Consider the following 20730-nt stretch of genomic DNA (forward strand, 5'->3'; position numbering starts at 1 on the left):
GGATTCCAGTGTCAAGCACTGGAATGACACCCTATGGTCACCGGAATGACGCTTTATGGCTACTTAGATGATGAGAAAAGAACACACTGCCCTTATTCTACTGGCCGTATAGCTACTTTCAAATTTAATCAATTAAGCAGGAGGCCCCTATGCAAACCACACTAAAAAATCATTTAGCTGGAGAATTATAGCTCTTTCCACAGAAGTCCGGATATGATAAGATTAAGGATAGATGGCGATAAGGAGGTTGGATGCCGGCAGCATATAGTTATGATTTAAGAAAAAAAGCAATGGAAGCACTAGACGAAGGGGAAAGCAGAGAAGCAGTGGCAGCAAGATTTAAAATTGGACGAACTACTTTGTGGGAGTGGAAGCAAAGAAAAAAAGAAACAGGCGACTTTCAGTCAAAAAACTCGGTAATGGAGGTTACAATCAGAAAATTATCGACTGGAATAAGTTTATCGAATTTGCTAAAAAACACGGTAGAAAAACTCTGTCGGAAATGGCTAAACTTTGGGGCAACGTTAGTATCGAAACGATCCACCGAGCTCTCAGAAAAATTGGATTTACGCGCAAAAAAAGACATATGGATACAAGGAAAGGAACGAAGAAAAACGTGCTGAATTCTTAAAAATTATAGCAACAAAAGAACCAGAAAACTTAGTGTATATAGATGAGTCTGGGATTGATAACACGGAGGACTATCCATATGGGTATTGCCAGAAAGGACAGCGATTTTATGCCCTAAAATCTGGAAAAAAAACTCAACGAATCAGCATGGTTGCAGCCTTAAGTAGAAGAAAGATAGTTGCTCCATTAACATTTGAAGGCCACTGTAATATGGATATTTTTAATGGATGGTTTGAGCAATTTTTGGCACCGATCTTAGAACCTGGACAAACTGTCATTCTTGATAATGCTACTTTTCATAAGTCTGATAAGCTTATCAAGCTCGCTAAAGGAGTCGGTGCAGAAATTTTGTATCTGCCGCCTTATTCTCCAGATTTTAACAAAATTGAGCATCATTGGTTTGCTATAAAAAACAGAGCCAGGAAAAACATTCCTCTATTCGAATCCTTTCGTCGTGCTGTTGATTCTGCCTTCCTATGACCTATTCGGACTATTATGAGAAATGCTATAAGAGGTTGTCCGGAAACTAGTAAATTCAAGCATATTCCCTCTTTAACATAACCCTACTCATAGCTAGGTATATGAAATTCTCAGTGGATGTTGTGAGTAAATCATACTCCTTCGATAGCCTTCTATTCCTATTAACCCAAGCAAAAGTCCTTTCTACAACCCATCTTCTTGGCTGTACTTTAAACCCTTGTTCTCTTGTTGGTAGTAGCTCAGGTGGAGTATCTTTGTGCACCCAAAATCTACATGGAGGCCTTTTAACAATTTCAATATCTATGTCATATTCTTCCTTTATGTGATTCTTTAAATTTCTTCCTTGGTATCCCATTTCAGCCCACATTTTTTTAACTTTAGTATATTTTGTTCTCATATTGTTTAATGCTATTTTAATACCATCTCTATCATTTTCGTTAGCAGCGCCTACGTAACAACCTAGTATAAAACCCTGAGTGTCTGTAATTATATGCCTTTTTCTACCCTTTACTTTTTTACTTCCATCATAGCCTTTGATCCCCCCTTTTCTGTAGTCTTTACAGATTGACTATCTACTATACAGGCACTCGGCTGCTCATTCATTCCTATTTTTCTTCTACTATATTTTGTAATTTCATAATTCATTTTCTCAAAAATTCCCTGCTTCTTCCATTGCCTGAACTGCTCATACACAGTCTTCCATAGCGGAAAATCATTTGGTAAATACCGCCATTGACACCCTGTACGCAATACATAGAAAATTGCTTCTAATATTTCTTTTTTGCTATACTTTGGCGGCCTTCCTCCTTTCTTGTATGATACTCTGAAGTGTTTTTCTATTCTTGCCCATTCCCTTTCGCTTAGATCTGTTGGATACTTTTTTCTCATCTTTACCCCGTACTAAAATTTCAGATATTATAGCCTTTTACTTGTTTCCGGACAACCTCTAATAGACGAAAGAAGATTTGAAGACACGAATTTAACTGAGAGTGATGAATATTATAAGCACGGAGTAGTAAAATTCTTTGGCTCAATAGCGTTTGAAGGTGTAGTAAAAGAATATAAAAATAAAGTAGTTACGTTGTTTACTTCGCCTCCATACCAAATTTTTGCTGGAGATAAATATTCAATACTCGCAGGTTGCGATAAAACATTTCCAACTTGCAGAAGCAAGTTTAACAATACTGTGAATTTTCGTGGTGAACCCTATATACCAGGTTTTTATATTGTTTAGCAGTACAATTTTCAATATTATGAATAAGCATGGAAAGGTGGCTGAGTGGTCTAAAGCACACGCTTGGAAAGCGTGCACATATGAAAATATGTCGGGGGTTCGAATCCCCCCTTTTCCGTATGTTACTTCTAGAATAGTATAAAACCCCCGGTCGCGCACACAACTGTACGAACATTGTAATATGGTACAATGTTACAACTATGCGGTGGTAATTTACGATAAATTCATGTAGCCATTTCAAATTTAGCCATACCAATGTCAGTAAATTGATTAAGCAAATAACACTTGAGTAGCAGTTCCTTCCCACGATTAATTTCAGATTTGTTCCGAAAATTAAACCCGAATGTTTGTTTCAGTCGCGAGAAAAAACTTTCTACATAAGATCTTTTTCCGTAGTTTGTTTGCCTTTTCCACCTCTTCATTCCATCTTCGCTGTATGACTTTATTAGTCTAATTGCAGCATTTCTCTCTGCCATACTTTGGATGCTCTGCTGCATTGTTTTTTTGGAGGAATTTTTGTCTTTATGCCGCATTCATCACACAATTTATAGAGTTTATGTCTGTCATATGCTCTGTCTGCATATAGTGCTTTTATGGCATGCTGAAAATTAACTCCTTTAAGTAAATCGCAAGCTCCATAGTGATCAGACCGTTACTGTATTCTGCAGCTATGGCTTTTTTGCTGTTTATATTCAACATTACATGCAATTTTCTTGTCTGTTCATAGCCACGATATTTTCTGTCAGCGCTATTTTCCTTGCTGTGTGTTGTTATAAATGCTGATGCTTGTGCTATCTATGGCAATTTCGATATCTTCCATATTATTTTTATCAATTCTGCAATCATTGATCTTAATATTAAGTTTTTTTTGAAGCTTGCGAATAGCTGATAACTGCCAAATCTCTTCCTATTTGTTGCAAATATCCTTTTATAAACCCGACTGTTTGTCTTAAGCCAATTCTAAAAAGATTAACGATTATATGCACTAAAATCACAACTTTATCACTATAAATATAGTTGCCGCCCTGCATTTTTGGACTATTTTCATACCAATTTTCGATAGCTTTATCGATGTAACGAAAAATATTTCCTCTTTTTTCTAGAAATTTGTTATATTCATGGCAGTTACTAACTCTCATTTTTTGTGGCATATTTTTCCTTAAGCGGTTAAATGGCTATTTTATAATGAATTTTGTCAGTAGCCACCAGATTTTTTCAGTTGCGATGCAACAGAGCCATCCCAGTGTCAAGCACTGGGATGACAGGAAAAGAGGCTATTTGGATGACATCTTTCTTCTTGGTATAAATTACTTTTATATCTTAATGTTCGTACAGCTATGCACGTTGCCGCATAGTGGATGAGGTGTACTACCTCTAAGAGTATACATTATCTCACATAATAATATAATATTTCGTTCATAAATCAACGTTTTTAACATGCAGCAAGAACATTTCCGTTGTAATTAAGGTTCTTAAGATGTATATTAATGAATCTTGTTTTCAATAAATAATGAAAGTAATAATTGTCATGATAATGTTATTGTGTAGCAGTTACACAATGGCAAGCGAGAGAATAAGTCTAGTGGATAAAAAACTATCTCAAGGATATGTAGCTCCAGTGCTTACAGAAAATAGCGTTATTTTATCAGACAAGCACGGCGCTTTATATTCCTTTGATATTGATAACTCAAAGGCTATGAATTGGAAATTACACCTCTCACACAGAAAAAAAATTAGTAACATGAGCCTATTGCGTCACAGAGGAAACGTTTTCTTTATAGTGGATAACGTTCTACACACAATAGATGCAAAAACCGGCGAGATTCAGTGGGAAAAAGAATTGAGAGCTCCAGTAAGAGGGAAAGCAGCAGTAATAAACAATAAATTGGTAGTATTGACTATTGATAATTATCTGTACGTGTTTGATATAAAAGATGGCAGCTTCGTTTGGACTTATCAAAACGGCATCAATGAGGTTCGAGGTTTGTATTCCATATCGCCAGCAATTTCTAATGATAAAATAATAGCACCATTTTCAAATGGTGAGTTAATAGCTTTTAATGAAGACGGTAAAAAATTGTGGAGCCAAAAATTGGCTACAAACCTTTTGGATACACAGCTCACAGATGTAACTACTACACCGAGAGTGCTTGGCGATACTTTAATAGCTACAAATAATTCTTATATTTATGGTATTGACGTAAAATCAGGAAATATTTTATGGTCAAAGTCACTGCAAGTAAAAAGTGTATCAGACATTGAATCATATTACAGTCCTCTTATTCCTCCAAAGGAGCAAAAAGAAGGCGGAAGAATTTTTATAGTTACTAAAGACGATAAAATAATTGGCCTGGATATAAAAAATGGAGAAACAGTCTGGGCATCTGATTTAATAGAAAATACGCAATTGTTTGCTCCAATTATGCATGCCCATACACTGTGGGTGACAAGCAATAAAGGTTCAATGTTTGCTTTTCCGGGATCTGAAAATGCAGGAAAGGTAGTCAAAGTACCTGGCAATGTGTTTCACACTCCAGTGTTTACTCACGATAAAATATATGTAACAACTGAGGGAAAAGGTGTTTATTCTTTAGAAAATAGGTTTGTTCTTTATGATTGATTATGACCTGATTGTTATAGGTGGTGGTCCAGGTGGTTATAAGTGTGCTATCGCTGCTGCAAAACTTGGATTGAAAGTTGCCTGCATAGATAAAAATAGCATTTTTGGTGGTACGTGCCTGCGGGTTGGGTGCATACCCTCCAAAGCATTGCTCCATTCTTCCTATCAGTATGCTCACACGAAAAATGATCTGTCGAAGTTTGGCATAAAAATTAAGGACGCAAGTTTCGATTTAAAAGAAATGCTAGGTTATAAGGACGCCAGAGTTCAGGAACTTGGAAAAGGTATAGAATATCTGTTTAACCTTCACAAAATCACTAAAATCAATGGGCTTGCTTCTTTTGACCAAGGTAATCTTGAAGTTTCAGTTGAAGGTAAGGTGCTGAAGACAAAAAATATAGTAATTGCAACCGGTTCTGATGTTATTTCTTTGCCAGGAATTAATATCGATGAGAAAGACATTATTTCTTCCACCGGTGCACTATCTTTAACTGAAGTACCAAAAAAACTTGTCGTAATCGGAGCCGGGGCAATAGGGCTTGAAATGTCTTCTGTATGGAGGAGGCTAGGGTCTGAAGTCACTGTAGTAGAATTTTTTGATAGAATCGCTGCAGCAATGGATGGAGAATTAAGTAAGTCTCTACTTTCTAGTCTACAAAAACAAGGAATAAAATTTTTACTTAGCACTAAAGTTGAGGAGATAAAACAAAGTAGTAATTCTTTGAGTGTGAAAGTTTGCTCTGTAAAAGATAATCAAACAAACACTATAGAGGCGGATAAGGTATTGGTGGCAGCAGGACGCAAACCATGCACTGAGAATCTTGGTATTGATGAAAAAATAGAAAAAGATAATCGCGGTTTCGTTCAAGTTAACAACAGATATGAAACTAATGTGAAAGGAATATTTGCTATTGGTGATGTGATCGGTGGAGCAATGCTTGCTCATAAGGCAGAAGAAGAAGGAGTGGCAGTTGCAGAGATAATCGCTGGGCAAGTACCTCACGTTGATTATGAAATTATACCATCTGTCATTTACACTCACCCTGCGGTTTCTTCAATCGGTAAAACTGAAGAGGAACTCAAAAATGCTGGCCGTAAGTACAAAGTTGGTAAATGTCAATTTGCTGCAAACGGCAGAGCAAAAATCACTGATGATGCTGAAGGATTCGTGAAAGTGCTGACTTGTAGCAGAGCAGATACAATACTAGGTGTGCATATCATAGGAGCATACGCTGATACGCTAATCAATGAAGCAGCGGTTGCAATGGCATATGGCGCAGCAGCAGAGGATATATACAGAATTTGTCACTCTCATCCTGATATAAATGAAGCCTTTCGAGATGCGTGCATCGATGCTTTCTTTAAAAAATAATTGTGGACCTCGGTTCGATCATTGAAAAATGGTATGAGTGGCTGAGGTGCAACAGATCTTATTCACCAAACACTTTGGAATCATACATGAGGGACTTGAAGGATCTTATAAGTTTCCTAAATACTCACATTGGTGGAGAAGTAAATGTTGGTACTCTGAAAAATTTAAGCATACCTGAGTTAAGAAGTTGGCTTACCTCTCGTTACGCAAGAGGTGTAAACGCAAGATCCAACACTCGAGCACTCTCAGTAATCAGAAATTTCTTCAAGTACATAAAAAATAACCACAATATAGACAATGAAGCTGTATTTTCCTTATCAAGGCCAATTCAGAGAAGAACTCTGCCCAAAGCATTATCAATACCTAATATAAAAACTTTATTGAAAGAAATGAAACTATCCGACCTGGGTGAACCTTGGGTGGTAAAAAGAGAAATTGCAATTATCGTCCTGCTATATGGTACAGGCTTAAGAATCAGTGAAGCGTTGAACCTTAGGGTTAGTGATATTAACAATGAAAGTTTAATAGTAACAGGTAAGGGAGATAAACAAAGGCAGGTATTCATTCTCCCAGTAGTAAAAAAATGTATACAAGAATATGTAAAAGCCTGTCCTTACCTTGATGAAGCACAACATCTTTTTGTGGGAGTAAGAGGAAAAAAATTGGGAAGAACTTATGTGGCCAATCGTTTGCAGAAAATAAGGAGAATATTAAATCTGCCAGAAATTTTATCTCCACATGCATTTCGTCATAGTTTTGCTACTCATTTGCTTCAGGAAGATATTGATATAAGATCAATACAACAACTGCTTGGTCATTCGAGTCTTGAGACCACTCAAGTTTACACTCACCTCAATTATCAAGATGTTTTTAATATGTATAAGAATTTCCAACAGAGTTTGGAGAAGAAGCCAAAACCCTTGTAACTTGAGGATTATCTGTGGCACTACCAGGTCCTATGTCTTTTTCATCTCCTTTGTATAAAAAATATCCTACTAAAAGAAGAACAAGTGCAACTGCTGCAAGACAAGCACCTATTACTGGATAACCGTATAAAACTGCTAAACATGCACCAACAGCAAACGCTCCAGACAACACAAAAGAAGCAGAAGCGTAGTTGCTTTGTTTTTTACCAGGAGAAATTGCTTGCGAGGATTTTTCGTTTTTATTACTACGGAGCAGTCTATTTTCTGATGAAAGCCTATCTCTTTCTTCCCTTACTTGTTTCAAATCTCTTTTTAATCGTGAAATTTCGACAGTGTCGCTTGCTCTTCCATACACAATTCTATTAAGTCGAGTTATAGCTCTTTCCACAGAAGTCCGGATATGATAAGATTAAGGATAGATGGCGATAAGGAGGTTGGATGCCGGCAGCATATAGTTATGATTTAAGAAAAAAAGCAATGGAAGCACTAGACGAAGGGGAAAGCAGAGAAGCAGTGGCAGCAAGATTTAAAATTGGACGAACTACTTTGTGGGAGTGGAAGCAAAGAAAAAAAGAAACAGGCGACTTTCAGTCAAAAAACTCGGTAATGGAGGTTACAATCAGAAAATTATCGACTGGAATAAGTTTATCGAATTTGCTAAAAAACACGGTAGAAAAACTCTGTCGGAAATGGCTAAACTTTGGGGCAACGTTAGTATCGAAACGATCCACCGAGCTCTCAGAAAAATTGGATTTACGCGCAAAAAAAGACATATGGATACAAGGAAAGGAACGAAGAAAAACGTGCTGAATTCTTAAAAATTATAGCAACAAAAGAACCAGAAAACTTAGTGTATATAGATGAGTCTGGGATTGATAACACGGAGGACTATCCATATGGGTATTGCCAGAAAGGACAGCGATTTTATGCCCTAAAATCTGGAAAAAAAACTCAACGAATCAGCATGGTTGCAGCCTTAAGTAGAAGAAAGATAGTTGCTCCATTAACATTTGAAGGCCACTGTAATATGGATATTTTTAATGGATGGTTTGAGCAATTTTTGGCACCGATCTTAGAACCTGGACAAACTGTCATTCTTGATAATGCTACTTTTCATAAGTCTGATAAGCTTATCAAGCTCGCTAAAGGAGTCGGTGCAGAAATTTTGTATCTGCCGCCTTATTCTCCAGATTTTAACAAAATTGAGCATCATTGGTTTGCTATAAAAAACAGAGCCAGGAAAAACATTCCTCTATTCGAATCCTTTCGTCGTGCTGTTGATTCTGCCTTCCTATGACCTATTCGGACTATTATGAGAAATGCTATACTTCACTATTTAGATCATTGATTTTTGTTTTTTGAGCCGATTTTTCCTGCCTTAAATCTTCTTCTAACTGTGAAATTTTGTTAATGCCTCTCGTTCTTTCGCGTACGACCCTATCCAGCTCTCGTTCTTTTTCTATGAGTTGAGCTTTCGTTCTTTCAAGTTCACCTTTAAGTTCTTGTATAACTTGCTCAGAACCTACCGGTATATCATTCGTACTTGCCAAAGGTTGTAATGTATTTGCAGGAAATTTTTCATTTAGATAATTTGTAATAGATTCGATTGGATTATTAACACCCCTCAATGCAGCAGTAACAATTGCATGACTCATGAAGCAATTATCTTCTACTAATTTTTTTACATCATCTAAATCTTTTTTATTAATAGTAGCGGTTAATCGCTCTGTAATGGCTTGTTCAATTATTTGCTTCACCCACGAATTTTGCTCTATAGCTTGTATTGGCTTTATTTGACTAAAATCTAGCTCTTTATGTTTTAAAAGTTTTGTCAATACTTCTTTGTTATCTGATGTTATTCCTTGTAAACATGATTGAATAATTAAGCTAAGCGGCGTTTCTATTTCTTCATTTCGGCTTCTTTTCCAGCAATTAGGGTTAAACTCTTGATTTAATGGTCTTTTCGCTTGGTAAATGTTTCTGCTAGAAAGAGCACCTAACAACTCGTTTGCTTTTTGTGCTTTTTTAAATTCTAATTTTATTACGCGCTCAAATCCTCTTGCAATACAATCTTCAGGGCTTTTATATTCATAATTTTTGATATCAGTTTTTATATCTGGGTGCGTGAGCAATATTTTTACCACATCTTTAGCCCCAACTTGACAAGCAATATGTAAAGCTGTGTCTTTGCGCATATTAGATGTTGTTATAAATTCTGATATTTCACTTTGTGTACTAGGATCATATCTCGTCCGTGTTGTAGACACAGATTGCTTACTCTGAGCATTAATATTGATACTTCTGTTTTGTATAAGCAATTTAGCCATTTTCTCTAACGTAGCCTGTCCATCACCGCTGACAGCGCAGACATTGACAATAGACATCAAAGGTGTCATGCCCTCCTTATCAAACGCATTAACATCCGTACCTTCTTTCAGAGCTTGTTTAAAAGCTTCCGGGTTTTCGTTATCAATAGCCTTAAATAACTTTTGTGTTGGTTCATCGGCTGTCTTGAAGTTGTCTGATTATATCTATAACCATTAGTATTTATCCCATCCCCTCCATAAAGCATATTAAACCTACCTAATAATTTACTAATATAATTATGAAAAAGAAAAGGAAAATTGCAAGCGATTTATTCAAAATCCTAGAATTAACTACGACTCTAAAAACTTTTCTGCATCAAGCGCAGCCATGCATCCTGTTCCTGCTGCAACTACTGCCTGACGATATACCTTATCTTGAACATCACCTGCAGCAAACACTCCTGCCCTACTAGTTAAAGTTGTTCCAGGTTTTGTAATGATGTAACCCTGCTCATCCATTTCAACAAAGCCTTTAAAAATACCCGTATTTGGTGCATGCCCGATTGCAATGAACACTCCATCCACTTTTAATTCTTGGGTTTTATCGATCTCTGCTGATTTAATCGCAATACCAGCAACCCTTTTTGGATTTTCTTCTCCAAGAATCTGCTCTACGGTATGGTTCCACATTACTTTTATTTTATCATTTTTAAAGAGCCTATCTTGCATTACTTTTTCCGCTCTTAATTTATCACGCCTGTGTATTAATATCACTTCTTTGGCAAATCGAGTTAAAAATATTGCTTCTTCAACAGCAGTGTTTCCACCACCAATCACAGCTACAACTTTATTCCTAAAAAATGCACCATCGCAAGTCGCACAAGCTGAAACCCCATAACCCTGAAATTTCTTTTCACTTTCTAAACCAAGCCACTTCGCTTGCGCACCAGATGCAATGATAATTGCATCTGAATAGTAGTCATTGATATTACCAGAAGATCTAAATCTATACTCATTAAAGTCCTCAAGTTGTTCAACGCTTTTTATCTCATCATCTATTATTTTTGCTCCAACCTTTTCTGCATGCAACCTCATTTGCTCCATTAGTTCTGGACCCTGTACTGAAACAAAACCAGGATAATTTTCAACATCTGTAGTAATTGTAAGCTGACCACCAGGCTGCATTCCCGTTACTACAATTGGCTCTAAGTTTGCACGTGCTGCATATATAGCAGCAGCATAACCCGCTGCCCCGGATCCAATAATAAGAACTTTTGTACTAAACTTATAATTCTTCACTATATGAGTTTAGATAATCAGCTACTCCTTCATCGCTTGCCTGCATTGCTGGCTTACCTTTTTTCCACCCTGCTGGACACACCTCACCATGCTCTTCATTATGTTTAATTGCATCAACGATTCTAACGAATTCATCGATATTACGCCCTAAAGGCAAATCATTTATCGATTGATGACGTACAATAAATTTATCATCAATAACGAAAGTTGCTCTCAGCGCAATTGAGTCATCATATAAGACCCCATAGTCTCTTGATATAGACTTTTTGATATCAGACACTAAAGTGTAGCTAATCTCTCCAATACCACCATCATTAACTGGAGTGTTTCGCCATTTATAATGTGAAAATTTTGAATCTACACTTATTCCTATCACTTCAACACCACGCTTTGCAAACTCATTTATTCTATTATTGAGCGATATCAATTCAGTTGGGCAAACAAAAGTAAAATCAAGTGGATAGAAAAAAAGGACAGCATACTTATTTTTTATGCGCTTACTCAGACAGAAATCATCAACAATTTCTCCGTCAGAGAGAACAGATGAAGCAGTAAAATCGATAGCAGATTTTGTTACAAGATTCATAATTAACCTATTCTTTTAAAATAACTTTAATTTTACATCTTGATAAACTTATATGCAAGTTTTCTTTGGTTTTAGTCCTATAAAAACTTCCTAAAATAGCTCTTCTTTTTTACCGATAAGATACAATCCAGGTTGGAATACTGAGTTGGTGAGTATAAAATTCTACGTCATGCCACCGCGAACCGTCATACCGCCACGAACCGTCATACCGCGATTCATTCGCGGTATCTCTAGATCCCGCTAACAAGTAGTGGGATGACGGTTGTCGTTTAGCTATAAATGTTAAAAAATTTACCAAACAAAAAAAAGGCAAAAGAAGCCCCGTGGTTGGCTAATTACTTACATTATACTTTCAAGTATGGCGTTTTTTTATTCTAAACGTTTAATAACCGCGATTCAGTTGCTTTTAAGCCGCAACTAATCTAAATTATAAACATTAAGAAATTTACTAAACAGAAAAAAAGGCAAAAGAAACCCTAGGGTAGCTAGTTATTCACTATCCATTTTTTAAGTTGGCGTTTTTTTATGTTTTAAATGCTTTATAAGCGCATTTTAGCTTATATTAGGTAAAAACCTAGAAGTTTTATAAAGACATAAGGTGCACATAGTGCAAAAAATTAAACATGAGACGCCAGATACGTGAGTTTTTTTGTCATTTAATCTGTACAGAGAAGATAAATAAATAGCTTCAGTTTCATGATAAGGGAGTTGGCGGAGTTTGTCAAGTAAGTTTTTCGCTTCTGCGGGCTACTTGAATAACGGCTACAATGTTCATACAGCTATGTATAGCCTTTCTTATAATAGTCCGAATGCGATAAGATATGTGTTTATGGCTATAGCAGGCCAGTAGCATATTACGGTCTGTTCGGATTATTGTAAAAAGAGCTATACATAGCTGGAACCCAAAAAAAGAACCAAGTAGCCAAGCTACTTGGATGACAGAAGGTAATATAAGAAGTCTATTGGCTCTCGTATACCTTAGTGAAACTTAACAAGTTTATCTATAGTTTTAGTGATGATTCTTGGAGTATCCGGAGAAACTGCTGAGCTCAGCCTATTTAGTCGCTCTATAGCAAACTCGCTGTTCTCATTTGTTATGAAATCACATAAAATATTTTCTATATCCTTAGTAACACTTTCATGCTTCCTCAGAGGATGATTATGTGGATACCTATTGATGGTTCTGATGCTAGAATACTCAACAAAAGCTTGATCCTTAAAAGCAAGTTGTCTCAATTTCTCTTTGAATTTTCCTTCTTCCTCTTTTGCTAAAAGGCGAGACTTTATCAGTGATTTTATAATCAAATTTATAGCTTGATGCATTTCAGAATGCACTATAACTTTAATGGTATTTTCTTCTGCTATACAATCATAAATACTTTTTTCGCTCTTTAGTGACTCTATAAGCGTTCTGCTATTTTGTGAATTCAATTCCAAATTCTCTTCACTCATAGGAGTTATTATGAAGGTGTTCTTATTTACTCTGATGTTAAATTGTGGAAATCCTTCAGAAAAGGAAAATGCTACATCCTTAGATTCAAGTGCGTGATTGCATGCAGAAAAAAGGGTATGTGCTATGATGCTGCTGGGCACTTCCATTCCGTGTTTACTCAGGTGATTCAATACATTTTCAATATCATGATATGTAAAGCCTGTATCTTTTAGCAATTCAACAACTTCTTTGCCGTTGTGCTGCTTGTACTCTATTTTCACTTCTTCTGTAAAAAGTGTTTTAGCTGCTATATGTTTATCAAGCACTGTGAAAATCTTGATGAAATTCTCTAAATCTTGTTTGTTAACTAATTCGATACTAATTAAGTTTCTGCTAATAGTTGAAATATTTTTTGTCATTTTTTCCCACTAAAAAAACTCACTGAATGAATTGTATTTTTAATTCATTAAGAATTGTTTAAAGTGAGCATACTAGTTTTCATTTACGTATTACACGACAAAACAAGATAAAAAGTTACATAAAATCATCATGTGGTATAACACACTCTCCACATTCATCATTGCTGTTTGTGTAGGTTGTGACATCAGTGTGATTGTCATTATTATTTAGCATATCATCCAACTTTCCTTCTTTTTCAAGATCCATCAATTTGTCACACCCCCCAATGTGCTTATCGTTGATAAAAATCTGTGGAACTGTTCTAACGTTATACTTTGATTTTATGTCGTTAAATAGATCTGAGTTTTTGAGCACATCAATTTCTTCATACTTCACACCTTTTTTATCTAGTAAATCCTTTGCCCTTATGCAGTATGGACAGCCCTTCTTTACATATATCACAACATTTTTCACAATTTATCTCCGTAGCTTACTAAAATATAGTTATTATATATAAGAAACATGTAAAAACATCAAATTGTATGAAAATTATTTATAATTGTGAGCAAGGAATAGAAAATAATATAGCACTAACCTTCGGAAATTTCGATGGCATTCATTTAGGACACGAGTTTGCAATTTCTACTCTAAAGAAGGTAGCACAAGAAAGAGGATTACCCTCTGCAGTTTTAACTTTTGAGCCTCACCCATCAACTGTTTTATTTGGTAGAAACAATTTTAGGTTAATAGACCAAGAACAAAAAAAGGAACTAATCAGCAGCTATGGTATAGATTACTTATATATTATTAATTTTAATAGAGGTTTTTCTGAGGTTAGCTGCGATGACTTTATCAGTGAGATTTTAATAGATAAATATGGCGCTAAACACATAATTGTCGGAGAAAATTGCACTTTTGGTCACAAACGATTGGGTAATATATTAACTCTAGAGAAATATTCTGAAATATATGGATACTCTTTGACTAAATTAGAGCCATTAACAATTGACGGCAAAATTTGCTCTTCTTCTTCAATAAGGGAGTATGTACAAAGGGGCGAAATAGAAATTGCTAATAAATTGCTCGGCAGGCCTTATCAAGTTTCTGGTGTTGTGACAAAAGGTGCATGTAGAGGTAGAGAAATAGGATTTCCAACCATAAATATTCCTATAGAAGATTGCATGATAAAACCTAAGTTTGGCACATATTACGCTAGAGTGACTTTTCCTGATAGTAATCCAAATTGGTTATATGGAGTAGTCAATATTGGTATGAGACCTACTTTTAAGGATCTGAAAAAGCCTATAATAGAAATGCACATATTCGATTTTGATGAAGACGTATATAGTCATAAAGTCAATATACAACTTTTAAAACTCATAAGGTCAGAAAAAACATTCCATAGTATTGAGGAGTTAACAAAACAGATAAATTATGATATACTTAAAGTTTATAGGTTAAAGGCAAATTTATGAAAAAGTTATGCTTAGTTGTTATATTAATTATAGTATTGATTGACCAAACGAGCAAATTGTACATAAACTCATTGATTGATGAAGGAGAATCAATTGAGATCGCTAGTTTTATAAAACTAGTTGAAGTTTGGAATTCAGGTATTAGTTTTGGAATGTGTAGCGCTTTACCACATGGCGGTTTCTTTTTTTCAGCATTTTCAATACTAATAATTGGTATACTTGCATATTTGATATACAAGTCTGACGATCAGTCAACTTACCTTGGTTTTTCTCTGATGATTGGTGGAGCAATCGGAAACGTAGTTGATAGGATCTATTGGGGAGCTGTATATGATTTCATATATTTTCATATTGATGATTGGTATTGGCCAGCCTTTAATTTAGCAGATTTATCTATAGTTTGTGGAATGTTTACATTGTTATATAAGTGGTATATATACGATATGCTTATTTCTAAACAAAATGAGGAATAAAATAATTGTTTTTATATTAGGTCGAAATAATGCTTCATAAGTTTTTTAGTTTTCTTATACTACCTGTACTTTTTTTTACTTACCCAATTTCTTCGAATGCTTTAAACATAGAGCACAACATAAAATATACTAAACTCAGTAACGAACTAGATGTTTATGTTGTTTCTAATCATCGGATTCCAGCCGTTTTACATGCAGTAATATACAAAGTTGGGGGAATGGATGATCCAATCGGCAAAGCAGGATTGGCTCACTACTTTGAACATTTAATGTTTGAAACTACAGGAAAGTTCACAGATATAGAAGCCACTATGAGTAGCATTGGGGCTAAATTTAACGCGTTTACCACTAAAGAATATACCTGTTATTATGAGTTGGTCCCCAAAAAAGATTTACCACTGGCAATGGAAGTTGAAGCAGATAGAATGGGAAACTTTAATGTTACTCAAGACAAAATAGATAGAGAAAAAAACATTGTACTGGAAGAAAGAAAAATGAGATTTGATAACCAACCTCATAACTTGTTGTGGGAAGAAATGGATAGTGCATTTTACCGTAATGGCTATGGTAGATCTGTTATTGGCTGGGAGAGCGATATCAAAACTTACAATCAGGATGACATAGTGAGGTTTCACGATAGTTATTATCACCCTGGTAATGCAATATTACTGATTGTGGGTGATGTGGAACTTGATGAAGTAGTGAAATTAGCAGAAGAAAAATATGGCGAAATTAAAGCTAAGCCTGTAATGAGAAATTACCCAAATCAGGATCCAGTGCATAATGCAGGTCTATCGGTGACCTTAGAGAGCACTGAAGTAAAAGAATCAGTTTTATATTTTCGTTATCGTGTTCCCTTATTTGATCACATAAATGAAGCCTCTGCTGCTCATTTAGCGGTTGACATTTTAGGTGGCGGCAAATCCAGCAAACTGTATAAAGATTTGGTTTTAGATAAAGATGTGGCAGTATCAGTGTTTGCTTATTATAATAGCCTAGCTTTTAGTGATGGCTACATTGATATTATGATAATTCCAAAAAGTGGCGCTAATTTAGATATTGTTGAAAGAGAGTTAGATAATACTATTAATGGCTTCGTATCTAAAGGGGTGACGAGCGAGGAATTACAAAGCTCAAAATATAGATACAAAGCAGCACAGTTTGATAATCTATCTTACTTAACTCATATAGCAATGTTTTATGTGCCGCACCTAGCACTTGGCATTCCACTTGATGAAATAGATATTTCATATAGCAAGATTAATGATGTCAATCTAGAGGATGTAAATAATAAAATCCGTGCTATTTTTTCTGCTAATAAGTTAATTGGTCGTTTATTACCAAAAGGAGATAATAATGAGAATAAGTAAAATTATATTTCTATTTTTTTTCTGTCTAGGCTTTAATTTACAAGCAAGTGGTAACCTAAATATAGAGGAGGTCACTACCCGTAAAGGATTTAAGTTTTTATTTGTAGAAAATCATGCTTTACCAAAAGTTTCACTGAATATATCATTTAAAGATGCAGGTTATGTGTATGAGAGTGCAGAAAAACAGGGGCTTGCTTGGTTTACTTCTCTTGTAATCCAAGAAGGGGCAGGAGAAAATGACGCTAAGGATTTTGCAAAAAAACTGAAGATCAAAGGAATAAATTTACTTTTTTACCCCGATTTAGAAAGTTTCGGAGTGTCATTAGAAACTTTGTCTGAAAATTTAGAAGAAAGTATTTCACTACTTAGCGATGCTATAATACGTCCTAAAGTTGACTCTGAAGGGTTGAATAGAGTTTTCGAGAAAGCCAAAGTTGATTTTAATAATCTTGAAAAAAATCCTTATTTTGTTGCTGGAAAAGAATTAGATACGTTATTGTTTAAAAAACATCCTTACTCAAAAAGTGTGTACGGTACTCTTGATACTATAATGAGCATTACTAGAGACGATGTTTTAACATACATAAAGCGTAATTTTGCTAAAGATAACATAGTTATCAGTGTTGCTGGTTGTACAAAAAAAGAAGAAATTATTACGCTATTAGATAAATATTTATCTAAATTGCCGTCAAAAAGATCAAAAGTTAGAAAAATACCTGTGAAAAATGATTTTGGTTCTGCAGAAAGTAAGAACATTTTTATGGATATACCACAAAGTGTGATACTTTTTGCTCAAAAAGGTATAGCTTATGAAGATCCAGACTACTATAATGCTCAAGTTTTGGTTAATGCGCTTGGTGGTATGGGGCTGAATTCAGTGCTGATGAAAGAGCTAAGGCAAAATTTTGGAATTACTTATGGTATTAGTGCCTCTATGGCTAGTTATACGCATGCAAATATTATAGCCGGAGGTTTAAGTACTGATAGCTCTACTGCCAGTCAATCCATATCTGCAATAAGAGATACATTGAGCAGGATAAAAAAGGAAGGAATTGATGAACAATTATTTAAAGATACAAAAATTAGTATGGTAAATAATTTTATCTTTTCCCTATCTAATAACGCAAACACAGCAGTGTTCTTGGCTAGTATGCAGGTACGTAATCGCGATATTAATCGTCTAAATAATTTTGTAAGTCTCATTAATGACGTAAAGCTAGAAAAAGTAAACGAGCTGGCAAGTTCTTTACTGGAACCCGAAAATTTATTTTTCGTTGAAGTTGGAAAAAACGCTCAGGGTCAATAATTAATACTTTCTGCTATTGATCTTACTGCTTCTACATAGCACTTATGCTCCTCAGCTAGAATGCGTTCTGAGAGGCTTTGAATATCATCAGCTAGTAACACTGGTACAACAACTTGAGCAATTATGGCTCCAGCATCAACTTCAGGAGTGACATAATGTACAGTACAACCTGTAATTTTTACACCTGCTTTTAGAGCTTGCTCTTGAGCGTTTAGGCCTTTAAAAGACGGAAGTAAAGAGGGATGAATATTTATCACCTTGTTATGCCATTTACTCAGAAAATCAGCTTTGAGAATTCTCATAAACCCTGCAAGGCAAATTAAATCAACCTTATGTTGAACAAGTATTTCGTGAATTTTACCAGCATCAAGCGGTTTATCTTTAACAATAAACGCTGAGATTCCTGCTTGCTCTGCTATTTTCAGACCAGCAGCTTCGCTATTATTTGTGATAACACATGCAACTTCTGCGGAAAAATTCTGATCTTGACATGCTTCTATTAAGGCCTGCATATTCGACCCCCTACCTGAAATTAGTATTCCGAGTTTTATCTTTTTCATTATAGCACAGTTAGTTTAGAATTTAGTTAATACTAACAAAACAGCTCAAAAGGAAAACTTATTTTATAGCAAAGAAGGCAGACTAAACTCTTTATATAAGTGGACCTCTAATTTTGAACCTCACTGGACAACACAAAATAACGAATAGCCCCATGTACCCAGCTAAAACTAGCTTTAATGCTTAGATATTGTGCTATTTTTGTATAATATACTACTATAAGTATATATTTTTGTAATCGCGTTATTATTTATTTAACAAAGTATTAGTATAATTTATTACACTGGATTAAATGGAGAAAGTTCAATGAGTAAATTACCGAACAATGCAAAAATAGGTAAATCTCAGGTTACTCAGTGGGAGGTAATAAAAAATTGTGAATATGCTGATAATTGCTTGTCAAAAATAGTAACTTTGTACGTTATTAGAATAACTCAGCTATCAGATTTTTATACGAGTGACGAACCTGAAATTAACACTGTTTTAGCAAGAATAAGCGTGACAAGTGAAAATGTATTTTTAAACAAGGCTACTACTATTGAAGTTATGGAAGGTATTTTTCCTTATAAATTCAACAGCAAGAAGAGAAATAACATATTAAGGTTAGAAGATTTGTATAATTATTTATGTTCTATTGTTAACAATAGCCTTCCAAAAGAAATGCTTGAAAGTCTTGTAAGGGAATATAAGGATGCTGTTAACTTATTTAAAGCAATTACTTAACTGAACGTAGTATTTTTAAGATTTTATTTTCTATTTCAGAAATGCCGCTTTCAAGATCTTTATCTATCAAATACATGGTAGAGAAATATGTTTTCTGCTTACTTTCAACATTGATAGTTAAAGTTCCGGGAGTGATTGTGACTGAATTGGCAAATAACGCAATGCTTTCGTCATTATGCCCTTTGCATTTTCTTAGGATAATAATCGGTTCAAGCTTAGATTTGAGTTGTAGCACCTTTTTTGTTACATAAACACTTGATAAAATGATTTGGTACATTAACCATGGTATATAACTTACTAACTTATAAAACGACAGTCTACTCGTACTATTTAAAATCTGGCTAAGAGCTCTTTCAGCGTTTATCAACCTTCTAAAGATAAACGATGTGAATATACAGGAAAACACTCCACAAAAAATAAAAAACGGCTCAAAATAACCAGACAATACAGTCCATAGAACAAATAAAATTATAAATGACAGAGAAAAAAACTTGATTTCCTTCCTAAAGTTGAGGTTTTTCATAGTCTGTAATATAACTAAAATGACTCTTTAAGGAAAGATAATAACGAATATTTAGGTTCTTGACTTCTATGTTAAAAGATATAACAACTAAGTTATAGCTCTTTCCACAGAAGTCCGGATATGATAAGATTAAGGATAGATGGCGATAAGGAGGTTGGATGCCGGCAGCATATAGTTATGATTTAAGAAAAAAAGCAATGGAAGCACTAGACGAAGGGGAAAGCAGAGAAGCAGTGGCAGCAAGATTTAAAATTGGACGAACTACTTTGTGGGAGTGGAAGCAAAGAAAAAAAGAAACAGGCGACTTTCAGTCAAAAAACTCGGTAATGGAGGTTACAATCAGAAAATTATCGACTGGAATAAGTTTATCGAATTTGCTAAAAAACACGGTAGAAAAACTCTGTCGGAAATGGCTAAACTTTGGGGCAACGTTAGTATCGAAACGATCCACCGAGCTCTCAGAAAAATTGGATTTACGCGCAAAAAAAGACATATGGATACAAGGAAAGGAACGAAGAAAAACGTGCTGAATTCTTAAAAATTATAGCAACAAAAGAACCAGAAAACTTAGTGTATATAGATGAGTCTGGGATTGATAACACGGAGGACTATCCATATGGGTATTGCCAGAAAGGACAGCGATTTTATGCCCTAAAATCTGGAAAAAAAACTCAACGAATCAGCATGGTTGCAGCCTTAAGTAGAAGAAAGATAGTTGCTCCATTAACATTTGAAGGCCACTGTAATATGGATATTTTTAATGGATGGTTTGAGCAATTTTTGGCACCGATCTTAGAACCTGGACAAACTGTCATTCTTGATAATGCTACTTTTCATAAGTCTGATAAGCTTATCAAGCTCGCTAAAGGAGTCGGTGCAGAAATTTTGTATCTGCCGCCTTATTCTCCAGATTTTAACAAAATTGAGCATCATTGGTTTGCTATAAAAAACAGAGCCAGGAAAAACATTCCTCTATTCGAATCCTTTCGTCGTGCTGTTGATTCTGCCTTCCTATGAC

The 20730-nt window shown here is 35.1% G+C and carries 21 protein-coding genes, 1 tRNA gene and 4 pseudogenes; 13 read left to right on the forward strand and 13 right to left on the reverse strand.

Annotated elements, in window-relative coordinates; genetic code table 11:
* Window positions 1–251: 251 nt before the first annotated feature.
* A pseudogene (locus tag ABWU67_RS04760) lies at window positions 252–1110 on the forward strand (IS630 family transposase).
* A 55-nt stretch (window positions 1111–1165) separates the two neighbouring features.
* On the opposite strand, the gene ABWU67_RS04765 reads toward ABWU67_RS04760, so the two are convergent.
* A protein-coding gene (locus ABWU67_RS04765) for an IS5-like element ISWpi1 family transposase (protein ID WP_353281801.1) occupies window positions 1166–1998 on the reverse strand; the annotation gives its coding sequence in 2 pieces (ribosomal slippage) (window positions 1166–1629 and window positions 1629–1998; 834 coding nt in all).
* Window positions 1999–2056: 58 nt separating this feature from the next.
* Here ABWU67_RS04765 and ABWU67_RS04770 point away from each other — a divergent pair.
* A pseudogene (locus tag ABWU67_RS04770) lies at window positions 2057–2344 on the forward strand (phage BR0599 family protein); the annotation flags it as partial.
* A 31-nt stretch (window positions 2345–2375) separates the two neighbouring features.
* Window positions 2376–2462 (forward strand) — tRNA-Ser (locus tag ABWU67_RS04775).
* 106 nt (window positions 2463–2568) lie between these two features.
* On the opposite strand, the gene ABWU67_RS04780 is transcribed toward ABWU67_RS04775, so the two are convergent.
* From ABWU67_RS04780 to ABWU67_RS04790, 3 genes are all read right to left on the reverse strand, one after another.
* Complete coding sequence (locus ABWU67_RS04780; RefSeq protein WP_022626339.1) at window positions 2569–2820, reverse strand: hypothetical protein; 252 nt, start codon at window positions 2818–2820, stop codon at window positions 2569–2571.
* Window positions 2790–2939 (reverse strand): hypothetical protein, encoded by a 150-nt coding sequence (locus ABWU67_RS04785; protein WP_285520262.1) that lies wholly within the window; start codon window positions 2937–2939, stop codon window positions 2790–2792. The genes ABWU67_RS04780 and ABWU67_RS04785 overlap by 31 nt, the downstream gene beginning before the upstream one ends.
* A 262-nt stretch (window positions 2940–3201) precedes the next feature.
* Window positions 3202–3495 carry a transposase gene (locus ABWU67_RS04790; RefSeq protein WP_080717625.1) on the reverse strand — a complete coding sequence of 98 codons (294 nt, stop codon included), beginning with the start codon at window positions 3493–3495 and terminating at the stop codon, window positions 3202–3204.
* A 359-nt stretch (window positions 3496–3854) separates the two neighbouring features.
* On the opposite strand from ABWU67_RS04790, the gene ABWU67_RS04795 reads away from it, so the two are divergent.
* Genes ABWU67_RS04795 through ABWU67_RS04805 form a run of 3 tightly spaced genes read left to right on the forward strand, consistent with a single transcriptional unit; the run spans window position 3855 to window position 7262 of the window.
* Window positions 3855–4964 (forward strand): PQQ-binding-like beta-propeller repeat protein, encoded by a 1110-nt coding sequence (locus ABWU67_RS04795; protein ID WP_264707350.1) that lies wholly within the window; start codon window positions 3855–3857, stop codon window positions 4962–4964.
* Window positions 4957–6336 (forward strand): dihydrolipoyl dehydrogenase, encoded by a 1380-nt coding sequence (lpdA, locus tag ABWU67_RS04800; RefSeq protein ID WP_341821815.1) that lies wholly within the window; start codon window positions 4957–4959, stop codon window positions 6334–6336. The genes ABWU67_RS04795 and lpdA overlap by 8 nt, the downstream gene beginning before the upstream one ends.
* Window positions 6337–6338: 2 nt before the next feature.
* A complete protein-coding gene (locus tag ABWU67_RS04805; RefSeq protein ID WP_341821814.1) occupies window positions 6339–7262 on the forward strand; it encodes a tyrosine recombinase XerC in 924 nt (307 codons plus the stop codon).
* Here the strand turns inward: ABWU67_RS04805 and ABWU67_RS04810 are convergent.
* The gene (locus ABWU67_RS04810) at window positions 7207–7650 is read right to left on the reverse strand and encodes a hypothetical protein (RefSeq protein WP_353281803.1); all 444 of its coding nucleotides are present in this window, start codon (window positions 7648–7650) and stop codon (window positions 7207–7209) included. The two genes, ABWU67_RS04805 and ABWU67_RS04810, sit on opposite strands and share 56 nt — an antisense overlap.
* A gap of 50 nt (window positions 7651–7700) precedes the next feature.
* On the opposite strand from ABWU67_RS04810, the pseudogene ABWU67_RS04815 reads away from it, so the two are divergent.
* Window positions 7701–8559 (forward strand): annotated as a pseudogene (locus tag ABWU67_RS04815) (IS630 family transposase).
* 25 nt (window positions 8560–8584) lie between these two features.
* Here ABWU67_RS04815 and ABWU67_RS04820 read toward each other — a convergent pair.
* From ABWU67_RS04820 to grxC, 6 genes are all read right to left on the reverse strand, one after another.
* The gene (locus ABWU67_RS04820) at window positions 8585–9736 is read right to left on the reverse strand and encodes an ankyrin repeat domain-containing protein (protein ID WP_353282233.1); all 1152 of its coding nucleotides are present in this window, start codon (window positions 9734–9736) and stop codon (window positions 8585–8587) included.
* 183 nt (window positions 9737–9919) lie between these two features.
* The gene (gene trxB, locus ABWU67_RS04825) at window positions 9920–10867 is read right to left on the reverse strand and encodes a thioredoxin-disulfide reductase (RefSeq protein WP_264329504.1); all 948 of its coding nucleotides are present in this window, start codon (window positions 10865–10867) and stop codon (window positions 9920–9922) included.
* Window positions 10854–11453, reverse strand: a complete 600-nt coding sequence (locus ABWU67_RS04830; RefSeq protein WP_012673206.1) for a peroxiredoxin — start codon at window positions 11451–11453, stop codon at window positions 10854–10856. Before ABWU67_RS04830 ends, trxB begins: the two co-directional genes overlap by 14 nt.
* 721 nt (window positions 11454–12174) lie before the next feature.
* A complete protein-coding gene (locus ABWU67_RS04835; RefSeq protein WP_353281805.1) occupies window positions 12175–12306 on the reverse strand; it encodes a hypothetical protein in 132 nt (43 codons plus the stop codon).
* A gap of 125 nt (window positions 12307–12431) precedes the next feature.
* Window positions 12432–13304: a hypothetical protein gene (locus tag ABWU67_RS04840; RefSeq protein ID WP_353281807.1), complete on the reverse strand. Its 873-nt coding sequence runs from the start codon at window positions 13302–13304 to the stop codon at window positions 12432–12434.
* A 115-nt stretch (window positions 13305–13419) separates the two neighbouring features.
* Window positions 13420–13758 (reverse strand): glutaredoxin 3, encoded by a 339-nt coding sequence (gene grxC / locus ABWU67_RS04845; protein ID WP_007550037.1) that lies wholly within the window; start codon window positions 13756–13758, stop codon window positions 13420–13422.
* Between the two features lie 68 nt (window positions 13759–13826).
* Here grxC and ribF point away from each other — a divergent pair, with 68 nt between their 5' ends.
* The 4 genes from ribF to ABWU67_RS04865 are packed head-to-tail and all read left to right on the forward strand — an operon-like array spanning window position 13827 to window position 17908.
* The gene (gene ribF, locus ABWU67_RS04850) at window positions 13827–14759 is read left to right on the forward strand and encodes a riboflavin biosynthesis protein RibF (protein ID WP_353281809.1); all 933 of its coding nucleotides are present in this window, start codon (window positions 13827–13829) and stop codon (window positions 14757–14759) included.
* Complete coding sequence (lspA, locus tag ABWU67_RS04855) at window positions 14756–15232, forward strand: signal peptidase II (protein WP_006279329.1); 477 nt, start codon at window positions 14756–14758, stop codon at window positions 15230–15232. Before ribF ends, lspA begins: the two co-directional genes overlap by 4 nt.
* Before the next feature lie 29 nt (window positions 15233–15261).
* A complete protein-coding gene (locus tag ABWU67_RS04860) occupies window positions 15262–16602 on the forward strand; it encodes a M16 family metallopeptidase (RefSeq protein ID WP_353281811.1) in 1341 nt (446 codons plus the stop codon).
* Entirely contained in the window at window positions 16589–17908 is a 1320-nt protein-coding gene (locus ABWU67_RS04865; RefSeq protein WP_353281813.1) for a M16 family metallopeptidase, read from the forward strand. Before ABWU67_RS04860 ends, ABWU67_RS04865 begins: the two co-directional genes overlap by 14 nt.
* On the opposite strand, the gene purN is transcribed toward ABWU67_RS04865, so the two are convergent.
* The gene (gene purN / locus ABWU67_RS04870) at window positions 17902–18468 is read right to left on the reverse strand and encodes a phosphoribosylglycinamide formyltransferase (RefSeq protein WP_341821810.1); all 567 of its coding nucleotides are present in this window, start codon (window positions 18466–18468) and stop codon (window positions 17902–17904) included. The genes ABWU67_RS04865 and purN overlap by 7 nt on opposite strands.
* Window positions 18469–18772: 304 nt before the next feature.
* Here purN and ABWU67_RS04875 point away from each other — a divergent pair, with 304 nt between their 5' ends.
* Entirely contained in the window at window positions 18773–19189 is a 417-nt protein-coding gene (locus ABWU67_RS04875; protein ID WP_006279382.1) for a hypothetical protein, read from the forward strand.
* On the opposite strand, the gene ABWU67_RS04880 is transcribed toward ABWU67_RS04875, so the two are convergent.
* Complete coding sequence (locus ABWU67_RS04880) at window positions 19182–19712, reverse strand: Na+/H+ antiporter subunit E (protein ID WP_006280659.1); 531 nt, start codon at window positions 19710–19712, stop codon at window positions 19182–19184. The two genes, ABWU67_RS04875 and ABWU67_RS04880, sit on opposite strands and share 8 nt — an antisense overlap.
* Window positions 19713–19870: 158 nt before the next feature.
* Here ABWU67_RS04880 and ABWU67_RS04885 point away from each other — a divergent pair.
* Window positions 19871–20729: pseudogene (locus ABWU67_RS04885) on the forward strand (IS630 family transposase).
* Window position 20730: the final 1 nt, after the last annotated feature.

The sequence above is a fragment of the Wolbachia endosymbiont (group A) of Aleiodes leptofemur genome (assembly GCF_964028465.1).
Lineage (GTDB): Bacteria > Pseudomonadota > Alphaproteobacteria > Rickettsiales > Anaplasmataceae > Wolbachia > Wolbachia pipientis.

Excerpts from the sequence above, each read along its gene's own strand:
- ABWU67_RS04790 (WP_080717625.1), bottom strand. The coding sequence starts at position 3,495 with ATGCCACAAAAAATGAGAGTTAGTAACTGCCATGAATATAACAAATTT.
- ABWU67_RS04795 (WP_264707350.1), top strand. The coding sequence starts at position 3,855 with ATGAAAGTAATAATTGTCATGATAATGTTATTGTGTAGCAGTTACACA.
- ABWU67_RS04840 (WP_353281807.1), bottom strand. The coding sequence starts at position 13,304 with ATGACAAAAAATATTTCAACTATTAGCAGAAACTTAATTAGTATCGAA.
- ABWU67_RS04860 (WP_353281811.1), top strand. The coding sequence starts at position 15,262 with ATGCTTCATAAGTTTTTTAGTTTTCTTATACTACCTGTACTTTTTTTT.
- purN (WP_341821810.1), bottom strand. The coding sequence starts at position 18,468 with ATGAAAAAGATAAAACTCGGAATACTAATTTCAGGTAGGGGGTCGAAT.
- ABWU67_RS04865 (WP_353281813.1), top strand. The coding sequence starts at position 16,589 with ATGAGAATAAGTAAAATTATATTTCTATTTTTTTTCTGTCTAGGCTTT.
- ABWU67_RS04880 (WP_006280659.1), bottom strand. The coding sequence starts at position 19,712 with ATGAAAAACCTCAACTTTAGGAAGGAAATCAAGTTTTTTTCTCTGTCA.
- ABWU67_RS04875 (WP_006279382.1), top strand. The coding sequence starts at position 18,773 with ATGAGTAAATTACCGAACAATGCAAAAATAGGTAAATCTCAGGTTACT.
- ABWU67_RS04780 (WP_022626339.1), bottom strand. The coding sequence starts at position 2,820 with ATGGCAGAGAGAAATGCTGCAATTAGACTAATAAAGTCATACAGCGAA.
- lpdA (WP_341821815.1), top strand. The coding sequence starts at position 4,957 with ATGATTGATTATGACCTGATTGTTATAGGTGGTGGTCCAGGTGGTTAT.
- ABWU67_RS04835 (WP_353281805.1), bottom strand. The coding sequence starts at position 12,306 with ATGCTACTGGCCTGCTATAGCCATAAACACATATCTTATCGCATTCGG.
- ribF (WP_353281809.1), top strand. The coding sequence starts at position 13,827 with ATGAAAATTATTTATAATTGTGAGCAAGGAATAGAAAATAATATAGCA.
- ABWU67_RS04830 (WP_012673206.1), bottom strand. The coding sequence starts at position 11,453 with ATGAATCTTGTAACAAAATCTGCTATCGATTTTACTGCTTCATCTGTT.
- lspA (WP_006279329.1), top strand. The coding sequence starts at position 14,756 with ATGAAAAAGTTATGCTTAGTTGTTATATTAATTATAGTATTGATTGAC.